General features: G+C 69.8%; 9 protein-coding genes. 7 read left to right on the top strand and 2 right to left on the bottom strand.

The features are described from left to right. Window positions 1-396 precede the first annotated feature (396 nt). Entirely contained in the window at window positions 397-5727 is a 5331-nt protein-coding gene (locus ACFXHB_RS10590) for a sacsin N-terminal ATP-binding-like domain-containing protein (protein ID WP_380573540.1), read from the bottom strand. A gap of 60 nt (window positions 5728-5787) precedes the next feature. Here ACFXHB_RS10590 and ACFXHB_RS10585 point away from each other — a divergent pair, with 60 nt between their 5' ends. The 3 genes from ACFXHB_RS10585 (at window position 5788) to tcmP (ending at window position 8703) form a co-directional block, all read left to right on the top strand. Further along, the gene (locus tag ACFXHB_RS10585; RefSeq protein ID WP_380573539.1) at window positions 5788-6405 is read left to right on the top strand and encodes an Arm DNA-binding domain-containing protein; all 618 of its coding nucleotides are present in this window, start codon (window positions 5788-5790) and stop codon (window positions 6403-6405) included. Then, window positions 6406-7368 carry a tyrosine-type recombinase/integrase gene (locus ACFXHB_RS10580; RefSeq protein WP_380573570.1) on the top strand — a complete coding sequence of 321 codons (963 nt, stop codon included), beginning with the start codon at window positions 6406-6408 and terminating at the stop codon, window positions 7366-7368. Window positions 7369-7551: 183 nt separating this feature from the next. Further along, entirely contained in the window at window positions 7552-8703 is a 1152-nt protein-coding gene (gene tcmP, locus ACFXHB_RS10575; protein WP_380573538.1) for a three-Cys-motif partner protein TcmP, read from the top strand. 45 nt (window positions 8704-8748) lie between these two features. Here tcmP and ACFXHB_RS10570 read toward each other — a convergent pair whose 3' ends face one another. Continuing rightward, complete coding sequence (locus ACFXHB_RS10570) at window positions 8749-9504, bottom strand: DUF5131 family protein (RefSeq protein WP_380573536.1); 756 nt, start codon at window positions 9502-9504, stop codon at window positions 8749-8751. A 346-nt stretch (window positions 9505-9850) separates the two neighbouring features. Here ACFXHB_RS10570 and ACFXHB_RS10565 point away from each other — a divergent pair, with 346 nt between their 5' ends. From ACFXHB_RS10565 to ACFXHB_RS10550, 4 genes are all read left to right on the top strand, one after another. Continuing rightward, window positions 9851-11518: a DUF2397 family protein gene (locus tag ACFXHB_RS10565; protein WP_380573534.1), complete on the top strand. Its 1668-nt coding sequence runs from the start codon at window positions 9851-9853 to the stop codon at window positions 11516-11518. Window positions 11519-11595: 77 nt separating this feature from the next. Continuing rightward, window positions 11596-12837, top strand: a complete 1242-nt coding sequence (locus tag ACFXHB_RS10560) for a DUF2398 family protein (protein ID WP_380573532.1) — start codon at window positions 11596-11598, stop codon at window positions 12835-12837. Continuing rightward, window positions 12830-18211, top strand: a complete 5382-nt coding sequence (locus ACFXHB_RS10555; protein ID WP_380573531.1) for an SbcC/MukB-like Walker B domain-containing protein — start codon at window positions 12830-12832, stop codon at window positions 18209-18211. The genes ACFXHB_RS10560 and ACFXHB_RS10555 overlap by 8 nt, the downstream gene beginning before the upstream one ends. After that, window positions 18211-19536 carry a DUF2399 domain-containing protein gene (locus tag ACFXHB_RS10550; protein ID WP_380573530.1) on the top strand — a complete coding sequence of 442 codons (1326 nt, stop codon included), beginning with the start codon at window positions 18211-18213 and terminating at the stop codon, window positions 19534-19536. The genes ACFXHB_RS10555 and ACFXHB_RS10550 overlap by 1 nt, the downstream gene beginning before the upstream one ends. The last annotated feature ends 181 nt before the right edge of the window (window positions 19537-19717 follow it).

Below are 19717 nucleotides of genomic sequence, written 5' to 3'. Positions count from 1 at the left end.
AGCCCAGAGAGCCACCGGACAGAAGCCAAGGAGTCCCGGGAGAAATCAATCTGGCCCAGGCCGGACTCCAGGCAGAGAATTGCTTCCAGAAATCCCACACTCGCCAATTCCGTGTGGCCTCGCAGGAATTCCCGGCGCCCGCCAACGCTCACTCCGAAGACCGGTCCGAGGCCCGGCGCCACGCACCGCACGTGCTCCGGGTTGTACGAGATCAACAACCCACGGCCGACTGGCAGACGCCTTGTCCCGGCCCGCGACCACTCCTCCCGGCCGCGAACCGGTGCGGGCCGATGTGGCGCGATCAAGCTGCCCTACCCACCATCCGCACACCGTGATCACCCTCTCGGCGAGTCGCCAGCGCGTGTCCCAGTCGATCGCGAGCCTCTCCTGCCCGGATCACAAGTGGTAGGTGAAGCGCAAAGCGCCGCCCTCCTCGCGGTAGTACCCGCGCCCCCGCGCGCCGAAGGGGTTGGGGAGCATGCGCACCTGGAGCCCTTCGGAGTCGAGGACCGAGGTGATCACCAGCAGCCGCCAACGGTCGTGGCTGGCATGCTGCTGGGCCGCCCGGACCTCGCTCTCCCCGAGTTCGATCTGTCCGCCCTGCCCCTGCGTCGCCTTGACCTCGAACATCAGGGGCTGCTTGCCGGAGCCGACCCGGAAGTCGAAGCCCAGACCGTCGTCCCCCGGTGTTCCCGGGAACGCACCGCGACGGTTGGTGGAGACCCAGCTGCTCTCGTCGGTGCCGGGGTACTGTCGGCACAGCCAGTGGTAGGCATACCACTCGCCCGCGTAACCGATCGCTGTCCGCTGAGCCTGGGAGAGTCCGCTGTCCGCCCGGCCACGGCCGCTGCCCGGACGGTGCCTCGCGCCGCTCCCCCCGCTCCGCGGCGCGACCGGGGTGAGCTGGGCGAAGTGGTGACGACCGCCGACCAGTTCGGGCCGGGCCTCCAGCGCTTCGCGCAGTACAGCGGTCAGTTCGGTGAAGTCGCCGGAGTGCGCATCGAGCTCCCGGCTCCCCACCGAGATGAGACGTCTGGCGCGCTCCCTCGCTGCACGGGCCCGGTTCGCCTCGTTCCGTACCTCGTCCAGGTCCTCCGGAGTCAACCCATGGCGGTCGAGGTCCGCCGTACGGGGCAGGTCACCCGGCCACTGCCCGAGCGCGGCCAGCCAGGCGACCACATCGTCCGGGCCCAGCAGTCGGAAATCGAGCGCACCTGCCGCCTCCAGCCGGGCGGTGACCTCCTCTCCCGGGTCGAGGGCCGACAGCGCGTCGGGCAGCGTCCGGCCGGACGCCGTCACCAGGGCAACGAGGTCCTCCGCCTTGCCCGCGATCACGCTCTTGTTCCGGCCGCGCGCGTGGTCGATCGGCGGCAGCGGGTCCCCCTCCTCCGGGACCGGCCCTCCCAACCGTACGACGAGTGCATCCTCGACCTGCGCCCGCAGCAGTCCGGTATTCACGACGTCGACGGCGAGGGCCCAGGCCGAAGGCGCCGTGATCCAGTCGAGGGTACGGAGCTCCGGCCAGTCGGCCAGCGGTCGCCTGGCGTCGAACTCTCCCAGGGCCGACCAGCGGAGCCGGTTCAGCAGTTCCTTCCGGTGCAGGTCCACGAACGCCCGGAGCGCCTCCTCGTGCGCCTCGCCGTGACTGATCGGCTGGTAACGCGGAGCCAGGGCGGCCAGGGTGTAGTTCAGCGCGCCGAAATCGATCCCGAGCGCCGCCCTGAGTTCGTCGGTCGACCGGGCCGCGCGGGCCTCATCGACGAACTGCTCCGCCGTCACCGGAAGTTCGCTCGCACAGGAGCGCAGCGCAGCCGTGAGGTCCTGGGTGTCCCGGGGCGTCGGCTCGGTCAGCTCGTCGGCCTTCGGTCGGCCGAGAAGGTGCACGAGCAGCGGGTAGCCCCGCTGCAGGACACCACCGACGGCTCCGTCGATCCGGCGGCTGGTCTGTTCGAGCTGGCGGGCGGAGAGGCCGAGGGCTCTGGCGAGTTCCTCCTGCGCCGGTGCCCGCAGGTCGGCGTGGGCGTCCCCAAGTTTCAGGGCAGCCAGCTGCAGCCGGTCGCCGAAGCTGCGGTGCCCGAGCAGGTCGGCCATCGCGACCGCGAACCGGGCGACCTCGCCCCAGCCTCGGTCGCCTTCCCGCGTCAGCAGTAGCGGGTGCTTGGCATCGGGCAGCGGCAACACTCCGTCCAGCCGGTCCGGCACGGTGACCGGCTCCTCGTCGAGGGTCACCTCCCAGTCGGTGTAGCGGTGCAGTCGAACCTCTCGGAGCGCGCCCGTCAGCTCGGTGAGGGTGGCATCGCTCGGCCGGGGCGCGTGCGGATCGTGGTCGGCCAGTGCGGCCACCGCCAGGGTCAGCCAGGGGAACTCGTCGACCAGCGGCTCGCCCATGACCGCTGGGTCCACCAACTCGCCGTCGACGGTGGCCGAGAACTCCAGGGAGTCCACGGCCCGGACCGCACCGGGGCAGATGTCCTCGAGCAGGTTGCAGACCTGCCGCGCGATGCCAGGCAGCACGAGCAACGGCTGTTCCATCTCCCGGATCAGGCGGGCGGCCAGGCTGTCCCGGTCGCCGGTGACGTACAGCACCGCGCTGTCGTCGACGAGGTCAGCGAGGGGTACAGCCACCATCCGGTCCCCGACTTCGGCGAGCAGGACGCCGTCCTCCGGGAGTTCGGGGTCGGGCTGTGCGACGAGGTCATTCCAGGCACGCTCGTTGGCACGCTGGGTCAACGGCCAGTCGTCACCTCGGACCGCGCCGTCCTCCAGGAACCGGCCGAGTGCTGCGACCAGGCGTGCGCTGTCCTCCGGTTCACCCCAGGTGGGCAGGCCAGCCTCGCCCAGGCGGTCGCGGACCGGCTTCGGCTCGAGCAGTTGGCGCAGCCGCCGGTCGACCGTCGGCGCGAAGGCGGGCTCCTCCTCCGCTCCGGGCGGGCAGTACCAGGCCTCGGCTGGGCGCACCCAGCGAACCGCGCGGTCGGCGCCCCGTACTGGCAGCCAAGGCTGCCGGTGGACGAAAGCCTCCAGCGGCGTCCTCACGTACTCGTGGTTCGTCTTGCGGCTGCTCTCACTCGTCCAGACCGTCCTGAAGCGCTCCGGCGTCCACGTCGCCAGCCCTCGCAGCACGAGCCGGGCGTACGCCAATCGGGCCGCCTCGCCGAGCCGCCCCACGACCTCCTGGCCCGGCAGCCGATAGGCGTGGCCACCGTTATAGGGCGTCTGGGGGTACCACGCGGAGGACCATCGTCGCTCCAGGTGCTGCTCCCACTGCTCGTCGACCCCCTTCGGGAGGTTCGCCATCCTGAGAAGGTTGGCCGTCGTCAAAGCGCCACCGTTGGCACGCCGCCTGGCCCCTTCCGTGACGACGGGTATCAGTCCGTCGGTGACCCCCACAGCGGTCAGGAAGTCGCGCCATTCGTCCAGGGTCTCGCCCCGCTTCGCCAGTGTGTCCGGCGGCGCGATCAGGCGCTTCGCGATCCACCGGAGCGCGGACGACAGCTCACGCCCGTCCGCCACCACCGTTGCAAGGTCGTCCCCGGTCGTGCCCGTCCATCCTGTGCCGAAGGCCGCCCCAGAGGCCCGGATCAGCGCCCCGTCGGCCGAGGGTACGTAGAGGCCCACCGAGGACAGCGCCAGCTCTCCTGCGAACTGCCTCGAGCGCCACAGCCGGAAGACGAACCGGAGGGCCTGGAGACGCAGCTTCTGATCCGCACTCTCGACTAGAGCCAGCCGGACATGCTCCAGCAGGCCCTTGGCGTCGAACGGCCGGACGAGACCGGCCGACTGCAGGAAGAACCGGACCCGCTGCCGGCGCCCACCGTCGTCGTTCTCGGCCCAGCTCAGATCCGCGTGCAGGCAGAAGAGCCGCTTGCCGAGCACAGCGGGCACCGCGAGCGTCCCCTCGTCAGCCCGCGCAACGTTTCCGGGCTGGAAGAACGCCTGCCGCCGCTTTTCCCGCTGCCCTGGCTTATCGTTGTCGCCACCGCCGTTCGCGCGCCGGAGCGTCCCGTCCTCGGCCAGCAGGATCTTCCGGCCGCGCAGCACCTCCCCGTCGTACTCGAAGAGCGTGGCGAGGTCCGCGTACAGGGCTTCCCAGTCCCGGACGGACTCGCCAGCCCGGGGCAGCGGCATCGTGGCCACGATCCGTTCCACCAGGTCCGCCAGCACCGACCGCGGGGGATCCAGCGGGTACTTCAGCGCTCGGCACATCGCCGCCAGTCGCCTGAGCCGCTCGGTGCCGACCTCCGGATCCACCACGGCGATCCCGGTCGCGTGTGCCTTCTCTGGTGTGAGCAGGGCGAGTTCGGATTCCGGCCAGAGAGTGGCACTCCGCGGTGTCGTCCAGCTGGCCTCCTGTGGAGCCCCCTCGATCCGCACTGCCGGCACGATGGCCACCTCGCTCAGGTCGCGGCCGTGCACGCGCCGGGCCGCCGCCGGCAGAAGTCTCGCGCTCGGGCCCGTCGACTCCCAGCTCACCAGGTCCACCGCCATCTGCCGCATCCGCGGTCCTGGCAGCCCTCGTAGCTGCTCGGACGCTGCCAGACAGGTCTCGGCCGCCACTTCGAACAGCAGCCTGTTCAGGGAGTGCTCATGGTCCAGGTCGGTGCGGTCCATCTTCGTGTAGAAAGGGGCGTTGAGGTGGCCGGGAAAAGGTGCAAGGACTTCTTCCCCCAACGGCAGGAAGGTGAAGGTCTGCCCACGCCTCGGTCTGACGGCTGCCACCGGCAGCGCCACCTCCACCACGGCCGACTCGGCCCATTCCCGCCAGGACTCGTCCAGTCGGCCCTCCTTGACCGCCTCCTCGACGGTGGACCGGAGGCGCTCGTCGTCCACGGTGTGACGCGCGATCACGAAGCGCCCAGCCGGGCCGAGATCGACCTCGGCGAACGAGACGGCAAGTGCAGCCGTGCCGACGACCAAGGAGGGGGCAGCTGGCTTCAGCGACCGCTCGACGCGGGTCAGCTCGCTGACGGTCTCCACCGCACCGGCGACGCGTCGCTCCAGCACCAGACTAGACAGCCTGTCCAGGAACAGCATCACCGGAGCCTTGGCAGAAGCAAACTCCTGCATGCGGCGCCGGACTTTATCGCGCGCGGCCCTATTGCGCAGCGGGAGCCGGACCACCGTGACGCTCCCGGCTTCGGCCAGCTGCGCACAGGCCTCCGGCACCTCGGCCACGGGGTAGGGAATCTGGAACGGTGGCAGCTTCTTCACCGCTCGCCGGGCGGCCTCTCGGTCCCCCAGCAGAGCCGCCAGCTCCTCCTCCAAGGCGAATCGGAAGCAGTAGCCGTCCAGCACTGCCGGGCCGGTCCCCTCGCTGCGGGCGCTGTAGATCTCCGGTGCGTCCGTGATCTGCAGGACGCTCCGGAACCCCACCCCCTTGTTGCCTATGCCCTCGCCGATCACCTTCTCGCTGATCGCCAGGTTGCACACCGACTCGACCCTGGCCCAGGTGAAGGGGGTGCCACCGTTGCCGACCAGCAGAGTGCCGAACTCGCCGTCGTCCTCGTCGAGAAGAACGTGCACCCGACCGTCGTGCCGCTGCCTCGGGTGCGCGTCGTGCCCGTTCTGCAGCAGCTCCAGCAGGAAGCGACCGGCGTAGTCCCGCGCGGTGCTGAACGAGGCTGCTCGCAACTGCTCCGGCCCCCGCCAGCGCTTCATCCCCAGCGAGTCTCCGAGCACCTCCAGCGAGTACTCTCGCAACTCGGCCGCATACGCACCGTCGGTCACCGAACCCCCTCGACTCAGAATCCATCCGAAAGCTATCGCACGCTGGCGACAACGGGCGGCGTGAGCTGCGAGTTAGCTGACCAGCTCCCTCACGGCCATCGCTACAGCCGTCTTGGCTCAACATCGGCATGCACCGACCGCCCCCTCCCTGTCCGCTGCCACTCCTCCGAGCAGCGACCCCGTGTGGGCCGATGCCACGCGATCAAGCTGCCCTACCCATCAGCCGCACACCGTGATCACCCTCGCGGCGTGTCGCCAGCGCGTGTCCCGGCCAGTCGATCTTGTCCGTGCTCCACGCCCCGCCCCGCACGCTCTGCCGCCACACCCACCACTCCCACAACTCTGGACACGCCATCACCACCAGGTTCGAGGAGGACTCCATGGCGCAGCGTCCCAAGCGGGGCAGGGTGTACCGCAGGTGCGGGTGCAAGGACGGCACCAGCGGGAAGCAGTTGGGTTCCTGGTGCGTGCCCGCAGCTGGCCGCCGACACCACGCACGGGCGGTGGACGTACGCAGTGGACCTGGCGCCGGAGGACGGCAAGCGCCGCACCCGGCGGCGGGGTGGGTTCGCGAGCCGGGCGGAGGCGGCTCGGGAGATGGCGCGGGTGCTGGATGCCGAGTACCGGGGCGTGTACGAGGACCGGACGCTGCGGGTCGGGCTGTTCCTGTACGAGTGACTGGAGGCGAAGCGGCCGGCGCTGGCCCCGAACACCTGGGCGGGCTACCGGGCGTGCATCGAGCGTGACCTGGTGCCCGCGTTCGGCGGCATGCTGCTCGTCGACCTGCGGCCAAAGCACATCGACGCCTGGGTGAGCGTTCAGCTCGCCACCGGCCGCGGGCGCACCACCGTTCACCACGCGGCGGCCATGCTGCGCAACGCCCTGAACCACGCAGTGCGGAAGTGGCGGCTGAGCTACAACCCGGCCAAGCACTCCGTACCCGCCAAGCCCCGCGCCGCCGTACGCGTCTGCTGGACCCCCGACCAGGCCGCCGCGTTCCTTCGGCACAACACCGAGCACTACGCCGACCGGCTCACCGACCTGTTCGAGGTCATGCTCGGCACCGGCATGCGCCGCGGCGAAATCCTCGCCCTGCATTGGTCCGACGTGCACCTCATGGACCGCCAGCTCTACGTCCGCTGGACCCTGACCGCCGTGAACAACGGGAAGATCCACCTCAGCGAGCCCAAGACCGAGGCCAGCCGTGCCTGGATCAGCCTCTCCCCCAGAGTGATGGCCGCCCTCCACCGCCAGGCCGCCCTTCAGATGGCGGCCCACCCGGAGGGCAGGCTGGAGGGGCTGGTGTTCGCCCGTCCGGACGGCGAACCGCTTCGCCCGCAGTGGGTCCTCGACCAGCTCCGCAAACGCACCGTCGAACTCAACCTTCCGAAGATCGGTCTGCACGACCTGCGCCACACCGCGGCCAGCATCATGATCGCCGCCGGCATCCCCCTCGCCGTCGCCTCCAAGACCCTGCGCCACTCCAACCTCGCCATCACCGTCGATCTCTACGGCCACCTCCTCAAGGACTCCGCCGACGACGCCGTCAAGGCCCTCTCCGCTGCACTCGACCGCGCCGACACCGAGGTCACTGGCCAGGCGGGTCGCCGCGTCGAACACGGCTTCGGGACGGCGGCGTGATCCGCGGGTAGGAACTCTCCGGTCGGCCGCCGACCAGACCGCAGATTCGGCCTGCGCGCCGGCACGGGCACTCGCCACTGCGGGCGTCCATTTCCGCGATCTACTGGACACGGAGCGTGTGGGGCGCCAATCTGATCTCTGGCCACGTTCTGCACGGCCAGTGCCGACTGCGCAGGGGGGAAGATGGCAGGGCGTAAGCAGGAGTTGAAGAACGAGCCGGTGTGGCGAAGCGACCCGCACACCCAGGTGAAGCACCTGGTCTACCGCCACTACTTGCAGTGCTGGATGGGGAAGATCCTCCAGACCTTCAAAGAGGCGACGATTGTCGACGCCTTCGCTGGCCCTGGTGTCTACAAGGACGGTCCGCCTGGCTCGCCGATCGTCGTGGCTAAGACATTCCTGGAGCACTCAGCCAGGGGCCGCTTCAACCGGTTGAACCTCATCTGCCTGGAGGAACGGCCCGACCGGGTGGAGGAGTTGAGACGCCAAATTGATCTTCTGCCGCGCGACCCCCGTCTACGGATCACGGTGGCGGAGCCCGGTCGTGCCGTCGACCGCCAGGCCGAACTGTCAGCGCTTGCTCACCAGGGCGATCCCGACAGGCCTGTGCTCTGGCTGCTCGACCCGTTCAATCTGAAGAGCCTTCCCTTCGAACTCGTCAAGGCTTGCACCCAGGGCCGACGCGATGAGGTTCTGGTATCGCTCTTCACCGGTGAGCTCCACCGGTTCTGCGAGCAGCCCGCCTTTGCGCCGGTCATGGATGCCTACTTCGGGGGCGGGGCTTGGCAGTCGGCAGTCGGAAAGTCGGGCCAAGTGACCCGCAAGGAGGCGTTCGCGGACGCCTACCGCGAGGCGCTGGGCGAAGCCGGCCTACTCAGTGGGCATTTCGGCATCCAGGTCAGCAGGGACTCGGCTCGCTATCACCTGGTGCTGGCCACTCACAGCGAGGCGGGCCTCGCATGCTGGAACCCGGTGAAATGGAAGCTGGACGCCTATACCGGAAAGGGGGCGTCGGCACACGACATCGCGCAGCTCGGCCTGTTCGGTGAGGCTGATGTCAGCTCGCTCGAGAGCGCGCTCAGGGCACACTCCGGCATGGAGTGGTCCTGGTCCGCGCTGACCAGTGAGGCCCTGCGCCTTGGATACAAGGAGGCGCACCTGCGAACCGCCCTGGACGACCTGGCCCAGGAGGGCCTGGCATTTCGCGTGCAGCCGGTGAAGGCCAACACCCGGTGGCCGCATGACAGCGTTGTCCGGTTCTACAACGAGGAGGACCTGGAGGAGGACGGCTTCGAGGACATCGAAGCCGACTCCGGCCAGGGCCGCCTCGTGTGAGCTCCAGCGAACGGTGGGGCGGGGCCGCCCGCGTGGGTGCGGTTCCTAACGGGCAGCTTCGAGGCGGTAGGCCGGCATTTCGTCCCAGAGCCGTCCGTCGAGTTCGCGGCCGTTGGCCTTGGGTGTGCTTCCGCCCCACTGCTTGAAGAAGAACGGCACGTCTGCCTCGTCGCAGGCATCCCGAACGTCTTCCACCCAGGCGGTCTCCATCGGCCGGTGTCCTGGTCCGGACTCACCGCCGACGATGACCCAGTCGATGTTTTCCAGGTTCAAGCCGTCCAGTGGGCCGAGCAGGGGCTCGCAGCTCAGGAAGCGCACCGCGGCCGGAACTGTCCGGAGGTCGTCGATCCGGTCGAGGGACTCGGCGTTCTCCACGGACACTCCCATCCACACGTTCGGCGGCCAGTCCAGACTGCCAGCGACCTTCCGCAGCCGGCGGGCTCGCTTCGTCAGGATCTGGTAGGTGTGCTGGGGGGTCTCGGCCATCACCTCGAACACCCGCTGGACGAAGTCCAGCGGCACCCGGGCGTGGAAGAGATCCGACATTGAGTTGACGAAGACGGTGCGCGGACTGCGCCACCCGTAGGGGATCCTGAGCGCGGCTTCGTGCGTCGTCAGGCCGAACCCCGGCCCGGAGGTGCGGGGGTCGCCATCATTCTGGTACTTGAGGGAGCCCATCGCCTTGAGGCGTTTGGCCAGCGCAAGGGCGTAGCAGTTGTCGCACCCCGCCGAGATGCGGTCGCAGCCCGTGGTCGGGTTCCAGGTCGCCTCGGTCCACTCAATACCCGTACGGTCGCTCACTGCCTCGCCTGCCTCTCGCCGGGTGGACACGCTACTGGCACTGCGGCTTCCACGACGGCTTTCCCCGGAACACGCACCGTTCGAGTGGCTCCCATCCCATGATACGAACAAATGTTCACAATAGCTGGACGAACAGTCACGCAGACAAGAGGCCCCGCCGCCATCGGACTTGAGTCCGCACCACCGGCATGGGTGATCGACGCCGACGGGAGGTGCGGCCGGTTGTCACCGCCGCGCCGTTGCGGCTACAGCCAGGCGGAGAGGGAAATTCCGCTTTCGGCAGCTCTCTCATTGGGCATTCGTCGAAGTGATTCGACTCGGCGCCAGGCCAATTACATTCGCCTTTTTGTTCTATTTCCGTGAATTGTCAGTGCTTCTCTTTATGGTGCTCGGTGTCGCTGTGTCGTGGGCGTCAGACACTGGTCTCTGTGCCGTGTCTGGCTTCGGCTGGCTGCTTGCCTCGGCCATCGACGTGTCCGGGGAGTCGTACTCGAAAGGGCAACTGAAGGTGACCGGTGCCTGGTGGCGCATGCTCGACACCGACCTGTTCGGGGTCTTCGCCGACAAGGACGACGAGCGGAGGGAGTTGTCGGCGGCGGTACTCGGAGCGCTGCTGCTGGCGAGCAGTCGCGGGCCGATGTGGACCTTGTCCGACATCCGTGGGCTCCTCTTCGAGGTCGGATACGTCGATCCGGTCGGCAACGAGGCCCTGTCGGACGTTGTGGAGAGGCTCACGGACACGGGGTACGTGACCCGTTTCCGGAACTACAGCGCCCCCGTGGGCAGCTACGCCGATGGCGGGCGACGGCGTGAGGCGTGGTCGTTGACCCGGGAGGGGCGGGTGATGGTCGCCGCCGTGCGGGAGGCCGTGGGGCGGCTTGACCGTACCCTGCAGCTGCCGCCTCGGCTGCTCGATGCTGTGGAGCAGACCTTGCGCGGGCTGCTGCTTCACTTCCGGGAGGATGCGGGGATGCTCGCCCCGGCGCTGGCGCAGGTCAACGCGCATCTGGAGCAGTTGCAGGAGGCGGGCGGCGACTTCTACAGCGCGGTGGGGACGTTGGCCCAACACGATGTCAGCAACGACGCCGTGTTCGCGACGAGCCGCGAGCACATTCTGCTGGCTCTGCGGCAGTTCGCCCGGCGCACCGAGCAGTCCTTGGGGCGGGTGCGGTCGGCCTTCGACGAGCTGAACGCAGTGGGTGTCGCGTCGGTGGTGAGGCGAGCCCTACCAGGTGCCGGCATCTTGGAGCCCGAGGCCCAGGACAGCTGGGCCGCTGCCAGAGAAAGGGAGTTGGGCGACCTTCAGGCATGGTTCACGCCCAGGGGGTCCATTGAGCGTCTCGTGGATGCGGCCGCAGACGCCATCCACGCGTTGCTCGGCGCCATCGACCGCCGCTACTACGCCACGACGCGCGGCAGTGACGTGGGTGCGGACTTCCGGCAGATCGCTCGGATGCTGCACGCGCAGCCGACGACTGCCGCTACCTATGAGGTGTTCGCGGCGGCGTTCGGGATGTGGCCGGCGCGCCATGCGCTCGCGCCGGACGAGGAGGACATCGCCGTCCACAACACCGCGTCGGCCGGAGCCTGTCACGAGGTGAAGGTCGTCCTGCGCAGTACCGAGCGTGGTGCGAAGTCGACCGGGCGCCCTCGCAAGATCCCGGACCTCGGCCTCGAACGGCGCCAGGGAGAAGCGCAGAACGACGCGGAGCTGGACCGGCTGGAGGCGATTGCGCGCGATCTGGCCACTCCGGGCCCTGTTCCGCTGTCGTTCTTCAAGGGGCTGGCCGCGGACCACACGGCGGTGCTCATCGGGCTGCTGGAGGAGGCTCTGAACGGTTTCGACGACTCCGCCGGGTGCGGGTCGACCTACACGGTCGGCGCGGCGCTGACCCTGTGGCCTGGCGATCCGGAGCAGACGGTGACCGTGGAGTTCGCGGACGGGACGTTGACCGCGCCGGATGTGCTCATCGAAGTCAGCCTGCTGGACTACAAGGAAGGGACGGTTGCGTGATGAGTGCTCAGTCTCATCCTGCGGGCAGTGGATCGGCACGGTCGCTGGAGCCCGAGGCCGGCGTCGTGGTGGCAAGGATGCTTCGCCAGCAGATCCATTCCGTCGAGGACGATCCGGAGCTGTTCGGGCTGGCTTCCGCGCACCAGCGGGAGGTGGCTGCCTGGTTCGACCATACGGTCGGGTGGCGCTTCGAGGTCTACCGCTCCGAGGGGCTGTGCCGGTTGTACAAGCGGCGAGTCGATCCTCCGTCGGACCGCGGCCCCGTGGTGCGGCGGGGCAAGTCTGGGGAGGTTCCCGCTTCCCCGCTGGTCCTGGTGTTGGCCAGCCTGATCTGCGAGCAGTTGTGGCGCAGTACGCAGGCGACCTTCAACGACCTGCAGCGTGCTGTGGTCCAGGCGTGCGGAACGGAGGCGGAGCTCGGCCGCTTGCCGCGTTTTCGTCCGGTGGCCGATGCCGGCGAGAAGCAGGCGACCGCGGGCGCCCACCGGCGGGCGTTCATCGACGCCCTGCTGCTGTTGGAGTCCTGGCACGTCATCGAGTCGGACGTCGCCCTGGACCAGCTCGAGCAGGACCAGGGACTCGACCTGGTCATTACGGCGCGCCGCGAGCGCCTTGCCCTGCTGATCGCTTCCGTCGCGCCTTCGCTACTGGACATCGATGTCGACCGGCCGGACACCCATGCCGCGGCTTTGTGTGCGGATCAGCGGGACCTGCCGGAGGACGCCCCGGTGAAGGCGCAGGAGAGGCGCCGCAGGCACCTGGCGATGCGGGCGGTCATGGATGATCCCGGTGTGGTGCCGGACCCAGCGACCGAGGCGGGCAAGTACCTGTCCTCCCACACCGGGCGGGAGCGTGCCCTGGATGCCGCCGCGGCTGCGGGCCTTGTGTGCACCGTGCGCCGCGACTGGTGGTCGGTGTCCGATCCGTACGGACGGAGCACCGACCTGACGTTTCCCACCGGACGCAGTCTCGAACAGCACGGGGCGCTGCTCTTGCTCGAGGCTCTTGTCGGTCGGGACGAGCCGATGGACTGGTTCGGCATCGAGTGGGCGTCCTCGCAGCTGCGGCGGGAGCTGGCCGAGCGTCCGTGGTGGGCCCGCCGGTACCAGGGGCCGGGCGGGGAACGTTCACTCGCCGAGGCCGGAATCCGGCAGTTGCTGTCGGCCGGGATCGTGAGCGCCGATCCTCCGCCGGGCTCGGGCTGGCGGCCGACGCCAGCCGTCCACCTGTGGCAGGTCCGGGTTTCCCATGCCACCAGCGCGGCGAAGGCCGCGCCCCTTTCAGGCGTTACCGATGGGCGGGAGAGCCTCGATGACTGAGCACCACCGTACGCTGGAGAGTCTGGCCGGGCTGGGCAGCCCGCGTAGGAAGACGGTCGTCCTGGACCCGCATCCGAGCGCCGTGGGCCGATGGCAGGCGACCCGGGCCGGCGCCGTGAATTCCTGGCAGTGGAGCGAGGAGCAGTTCCTCTTCAGCGCCGGGTGGCTGGCGCTCGTCGGCATGAACGGCTCCGGGAAGTCGTTGACCGGCGGCGTTCTGTGCCCGACGTTCATCGATGGCGATGTCAGCTCCAAGAGCCTCTCGGCCTCGGGCGATGCTGCCGGAACGCTGACCAGCATCCACACGCAGGGACGGCCCGGCCCGGCGAAGAGCGGGACATGGTGGCAGGAGTACGGCCGCACGGACCCCGGCCCCGACGGCACCACCTGTACGCAGTGGCTGACCGCCGGCCTGTGGCTGAAGAGCAGCGGCGGCGAGCGCACCTCCCTGGAGCGGGCCTGGTTCCTCGTCCCGGCACGAGTGAACGCCCAGCTGACCCTGGAACGCGACGGCATGCCGGTCGACATCGGCGACCTGGCGAGCCAGCTCGCCCAGCACGGCGGCCTGTTGTTCACCTCCTCCACCACCCTCGAGAACGCCTGCAAGGAGCACGCCTCGGTCGTGCGCCGCGAGGAGGAGTACACCGAGGCGGTACGAACGGCGATGTACCAGCCCCTGGACGCGTCCCAGATGGACGCGCTCGGGTCGGTCCTTCGCGCGCTGCGCAGCGTCCAGGCGAATGACAAGATCAGCCCGAGCACGATGCAGGCCACGCTCACCTCGGCGCTGCCGTCGCTGGACGCCAGGCGGGTGCAGACTCTCGCCGACGCGCTGGCGAAGACGGAGCAGCTTCAGGACCGGCTGCGCAGCGCCCGCAAGGAGAAGGAGGTTCTCGGCAGCGTTCGCACGGTCTACCGCCGCTACGTCGCGGCTGCTGCCTCCACCGCTGCGGTGGAGTTCCGTGACGGGCACGCGCGCCACCGCCAAGTCATCGGGCAGCACCGGGCCTTGTCCGAGCGGCAGCACAACCTCACGGAGAGCCTGCGGGAAGCCGGCCAGCTGGTCCGGGACGAGGAACGCCGGCTCGGTCTACTGGCCCAGACGATCAAAACGTTGGAAGGCCGCGTCGCCGGGCATCCGGGTGCAGACCTCGGCAGTCTCGCGGCCTTCGCACAGCAACAGGAGGAGCGGGCCCGCACGAGCGCCAGGGAAGCCGGGGACGCAGTTGGTGTGCACTTGGAGGCGCAGAAGACGTGCGGCGAGGCGGAGCGGGAGGCCGAGGAAGCAGTCGGTCGGCTCGCCTCGTTGACGCGGGAGATCGGCCGGTCGGCGGCCGAGGCCGGCGCGGGCGCCTTCCACGCCGCCATGGCCCAGGCGGCCGACCGGCTCGGTGCGTCTCGTGGGACGCAGCCGGCCGTTGCGCTCGAGCAGGAGGTGAAGGGGGCTCGGGAGAAGATGGCCGCCTGGCTGGAGGCTCAGTCCTCCGCGGCGGAGGAGGTGAGTGCGGCCCTTGGTGAGCTCGGCGCGCTCCTCAAGGCGCAGGCCGATGTGCAGGAGAGGTACGACGGTGCCCAGCAGGACTCTGAGGCCGCCGCCGGAGAGGCCCAGCGGCTGGTCGCAGCGGCTGAGCAGGCCGAGGAGGAGGCCCGCCGGGCGTTGGAGAGGTTCGCCGCGGGGCTGGTGCGTCTGCCGGCTCCGCCGAGTGAGCTCGTCGCTGCTTCTGCGCTGGATCCGGTCGCCGTCCAGGGCTGGCTCCAGGAGAGCGCGGCCGAGGCTTTGGCTGCGCTGGATCTGACCGGGGTGCAGGCCCGGGCCCAGGCGCTGGCTGCGGGTGCCGCGTCCGCCGTTTCGCAGGCGAAGACGGCACGGCTCGCCGCCTCCGAGGCCGGCAGTCGCGCCCGGGAGCGGGCGGGTGCCCTTGCTGTCGAGGCCAGGAACCTGGCTCGCATCCCTACTGCGGTTGAGGAGATGGTCGAGGCCGTCCAGCAGATCGCCGAGCTCGCCGAGCGTGCGCCCTCGCAGGACGCTGCCCCGATGACGGACCGCCTGGAGTCGACCGTCGCCGAACTCGCCGAGAGCGCCCGTAGCGAACTCGGGCGGCGACGGGAACTACTGCAGTCCGCGGGCGAAGCGCTCGACGCCGCGGCCACGGCGAGGGCCCATGCCTCGCGTCTCGGAGACGAAGCCGGCGACGCACGAGAGGCCGCGACCCGGCTGCGGGCCCGCGCCGACGATTGCCAGGCGGATGCGGACCAGGCAGGCCGAGCCTGGGCGGCGGAGGCCAGGCGGTGGGCGGCATCGCTCACGGTCCTGGACCGTACGCTGCTACGGCTGCCGGACGAGCAGCGCATCCCCCGCCCCGTGGACGCGGAAGATCTGAAGGAGGACGCAGCCACGGCCTACCGCCTCGCCTCCACCCGGATCACCGCCGAGCTCACCACCGCGAAGATCGACGCGGCTTCCCGTGCGGCGCGGGTCGAGGAGATCGACGACCGGATCGCCGAAGCCGAACGAAGCGAAACCGGCCCCGACCAGCCCGGGTGGCGCCCCACGCGCCACGGCCGGCCGGGTGCCCCGCTGTGGGCGGTGGTCGACTTCGCCGACCACCTGCCCGCCGAGGCGGCCGGCCAGCTGGAGGGTGCGCTGCTCGCAAGCGGTGCGCTGGACGCCTGGGTGTCGCCCGACGGGAAACTGACAGCCGGTGACGTCGCCCTGCTGCCGACGTCCGCGTGCGAGGGCCCGACGCTCGCCGATCTGCTGGTCCCCGACCCACAGGCGCCGGTCGCCGCTGACCGCATTCGAGCGGTACTGGCCTCGATCCCGGTCCTGGAGCACGGCCAGACTCACGCCCCCGGGCAGGCGGCCTTCACTTCCGACGGCACCGTCCACCTCGGACCGCTCCACGCCCAGAGCCCCGCAGGCTGGACGCCTCGGTACATCGGCGCGTCCGCCCGTGAACGGATGCGCCAGATCCTGCTCGCCGACCTGCGCGTCCAGCGGCGGGAGGCGGTCGCAGCGCTCGAGTCCGCACGTCAGCTGGTCGATGCGCTGACCGGGGACCTGTCCACCGCCGACCGGGAGCGGACTCTTCCCCTCGCCGCCAGGTGGCTGGAGCTGGCAAACACCGCCACGACCGCCAGCACGGACGCAGCCAGGCAGGAGGCCACGGCCGAGGAGGTCGAGAGCAATGCTGCTTCGGCGCTGCGCACCGCTGAGGAGGCGGACCGTGCCGAGGAGTTGGCGTGCCGAGCCGCATTCGTGGAACCATCCACCAGCTCGGTGCGCGCCGCCCAGGCGGTGTGCACGGAACTGCCCGGCCTGGTGATGGCGTGCCTCGAAACCGCCCGCACCGCGCAGGCCGGCACGACAGCAGCTCACACCGCCGCCCAGAACGTTGTCACCATTCAAGCCGAGCTCGCCGTGGCCGAAGCCGTCTGGCGAACCGTGCAGGACGCCGCAACCGAGATCGAGCAGGACCGCGCCAGCCTGCCCGGCGAACTCGTCGCGGTTCCGCCCGCCCGGGCCGCCGCGGCCGAAGGACTCCGCCGCGCAGCATTGGCCGCCGACGCGCTCGTCGACCTGGAACGGGAGGTCGGCGGACGCGGCGCCCTGGTCCACGACGCAAAGACGAACCTGCGCAGCAAGGCCCGCGCCACCCACGTCACCGTGCCGACCGATGCCGACGCCCTTCACCGCCACCGACAGACGCTGCGCGATCTCCAGCGCGGACTCGGGGACTGGTCCGACGAGGCACTCCGAGCGTTCTTCGCCCTCTCGACCGCAGCTGGGCACCGCTCGGCAGCCTCCGACGCGGAACGCCGCGCCGACGCTCTGCGCGAGCGCGCCGAAACCGACGCCACGGCCGCAGAGACCGCACGACACCACTACACCGAGGAACTCCGACAGCACGACCAGCCCTACAAAGAGCTGGTCACCGAACTGGAGGACTCCCAAAAGGCCCAGGCCGAGCTGCGCGAGAGCCTGGACGCGCACAAACAGGAGCGGACGGACGTCGAGGTCGATCTCGCTCTCGTCAACCAGGAGCTCGACGGTTACGCCGGAATCCTCGCGCAGGCGGCCGCCGCGGCTGAGAAGGCGTTGGAGACCGTTCAGGGGCTCTTCGACCACGGCCTCGTCGACGAGCTCGCCGGAGCGGAGGCCCTCAGCCGTCCCGAGACCACCGCCGACGCCGTCCACACGATCCAGTCGATCCTCGAACAGCGAGGCACCTCCGCCGCTGTGAACGCGGAGGAGGCCCGCCGGGCAGAGCAGACGGCGCGCAGCAACCTGGAAGGCCGGATGCGTACGGTCCTGGAGAAGCTTCTGGAGATCCGCCGGCACGTGACCACCGAGGAGGGCCCCCGAACCGGCTGGCGCCGCGTCGTCGTCACCGAACACGGCCACGACCAGGAGACAGGCACCGCATCCATCGGCGCCAAGCCCCTGCGCCAGGCGCTGGCCGACCTCGACACTGCCATCACCTCCCTGGAGAACGACTTCAACGACCAGGTCCAGACGGAGATCAAGGGCGTCGTCTTCTCCGAACTCCGCAAGGACATCAACGTCCGGATCCACACCGCCGAGACGATCGTCGAAAACATCCGCAACACGCTCAAGAACGTGCGCACCGGCGTCGCCCGCGTCGGGGTGAAGCTGGAGTGGAAGCCCAAGAACGACGACCCCGTGGCCCGCGAAGCCCTGTCCTTGATCCGCGACGTCAACCACGAGGGCAGCTTCGACCGGATGTACGACTTCTTCGTCGAGCAGCTGAAGAACGAAGAGGGCGCCCACCTCACCTGGGCCAAGCGCGTCGAGCACGTCTTCGACTACCGGCACTGGTACACGTGGGAGATCTCGCTGACCCACCGGTCCTTCTCCGACGACCCGGCCGGCGACGCCGAGGTCTTCCAGACCGTCAGCCCGCGCCGCAACCCGCTCGCCCGGCTGTCCGCAGGCGAGAAGCGCCTGGCCACCATGCTGCCGCTGCTGGCAGCCGCACACGCGTTCTACTCCACCAGCGGGTACGAAGGCCCGCGGGCGGTCTTCATCGACGAACTGAACGCCGCCCTCGACGCCCCGAACCTGCGCATGCTGCTCGCCCTTCTGCGGACCTGGGACTTCGACGCGCTCGTCACGCTTCCCGCCATGCAGCCGCTCCTCGTGCCCGAGACCGGAGCCGTCGGCATTCACCGCATCCATCAGAAGAGCAACACCATGCGGTACACCATCCCCAGCATCTGGACCGGCCGCGGCACTCCCCAGACGGCGCGCATCCACATCGGCGCTCCCCGCCGACCCGCTGACGACCTCCCCGTGGACTCCGCGGACCAGCGTCCCGACGATCTGTTCTCAGCCGCCCTGCAGGAGGACTGATGTCCGGAGACCTCACCGACCCCGACGTCCGCCCACTGTGGGAGGCGGTCGCTTCCCGGCTCGCGCGCGGCGACGAAGCCGCTGCGATCAGGAACGTCACCGCACCGCTGTCACGGACCGGCCAGGCCATGGTCGCCGGGTGGCTCACCCGAGGCCGCCGAACGGGCGCCCGGTCTGCCGCCCTGCGCTCCACGGGTAGCGGCTGCATCGTCCCGGTCCCGAAGTTGCTCGATGCTCTCGGCCGGACCCCGGATGATCTCCGCGACTTGGTGGAGGCGGCCGGGGTAGAGATCCCGGACCTCGCCGGGCAACGCCGGACCGCCGATCGGATGCGCGCGGACATCAACGACTACGCCGCGCGTGGCCTGCCTGACGCCCCGCTGCTGACCGCGCGGCTGCGGACCTACGGCATCAGCGACGAGTCGCTGGAGGAGCGGCGACGGCTCATCGACGCACTGTCTCGGCTTCGCGAACTCCTGCCTCTGCCACGGCCCGTGACGCTCGCGCGGCTGGCGCACCACTGCGCTGGCGATCCGCACTATTTCGACCTCAACGACAGCGGGCAGGGAGACAAGGTCGTGCTCCTCGCCCGCGACCTCCTTCAGGCCCTTCAACCGGACACGCCGGCCGCCGAGCGCGCGCTGCTCGCGCGCCTCGGCGTCATCGCGGACCGCCTCTCCCAGACAGTCCTCGTCCTCAACGTCACCGCCACCGGCGACGGGCCCACCGACCGCGCACTGAACCTCGCGCGCTCCGACAACCGCCCCGTCCATCTGACTCTCCACGACCTGACCGCCCACCCGCCGACACTCGAAAGCAGCCGGACCTGGCTCGTGGTGGAGAACCCGTCCGTCGTGGACGAGGCCCTCATGCGGGGCACCAGCCGGCCGATCGTGTGTACCTCGGGAACGCTGACCGCGGTGGATCACACGCTCCTGGCGCTCGCCGTCGACAACGGTGTCCCGCTGGAGTACTCCGGCGATCTCGACCCCTCGGGGCACGCGATCGCCGCCGCCGTACAGGCGCGGTACCGGGCCGTGATCCGACACATGGACGAGACGGCGCGGCGAGAAGTCGATGAAGCCAGGTCAACCTTCGGGTCGGCCCATCCCTCTGGGCAGGAGAGCGCTGAGCGCGACGAACGCGCCTCACCCACACAAACATCGACCAAGCCGAAAACTGGCAGCCAGACCCGGCGGGTCATCTTCCAGGAGCACTCTGTGATCTTGGATCGCCTCCTGGGCCCGAGCACCAGCGATCCGCTGTCGGTGCCACGACAGAGACGGGGGGAACGACCCCCTGGGGAGTCGCCGCACACCACTTGAGCTGAGAGGGCCAAGCAACAAGCAACGAACGGTGCCAGATTCCGACTGCTGCCCCCGCTTCGACCAGGTCAAGGCCGCCACTGAAGGTCTGACACCATGCCAAGAGGCCACCCCTGCGCCATCTACGTCGCAGCGGGGGTGGCCTGTCCTCATCGCCGCCCGCCAGCGCTCCGCCCATGAG

Source organism: Kitasatospora sp. NPDC059327 (assembly GCF_042752535.1).
Classification (GTDB): domain Bacteria; phylum Actinomycetota; class Actinomycetes; order Streptomycetales; family Streptomycetaceae; genus Kitasatospora.
The sequence above is the reverse complement of the archived record's forward strand: the minus strand, read 5'-3'. Positions and strand labels throughout refer to the sequence as shown.

Coding starts and splice junctions, on each gene's coding strand:
- tcmP (WP_380573538.1), top strand. CDS start 7,552: ATGGCAGGGCGTAAGCAGGAGTTGAAGAACGAGCCGGTGTGGCGAAGC.
- ACFXHB_RS10560 (WP_380573532.1), top strand. CDS start 11,596: ATGCTTCGCCAGCAGATCCATTCCGTCGAGGACGATCCGGAGCTGTTC.
- ACFXHB_RS10555 (WP_380573531.1), top strand. CDS start 12,830: ATGACTGAGCACCACCGTACGCTGGAGAGTCTGGCCGGGCTGGGCAGC.
- ACFXHB_RS10550 (WP_380573530.1), top strand. CDS start 18,211: ATGTCCGGAGACCTCACCGACCCCGACGTCCGCCCACTGTGGGAGGCG.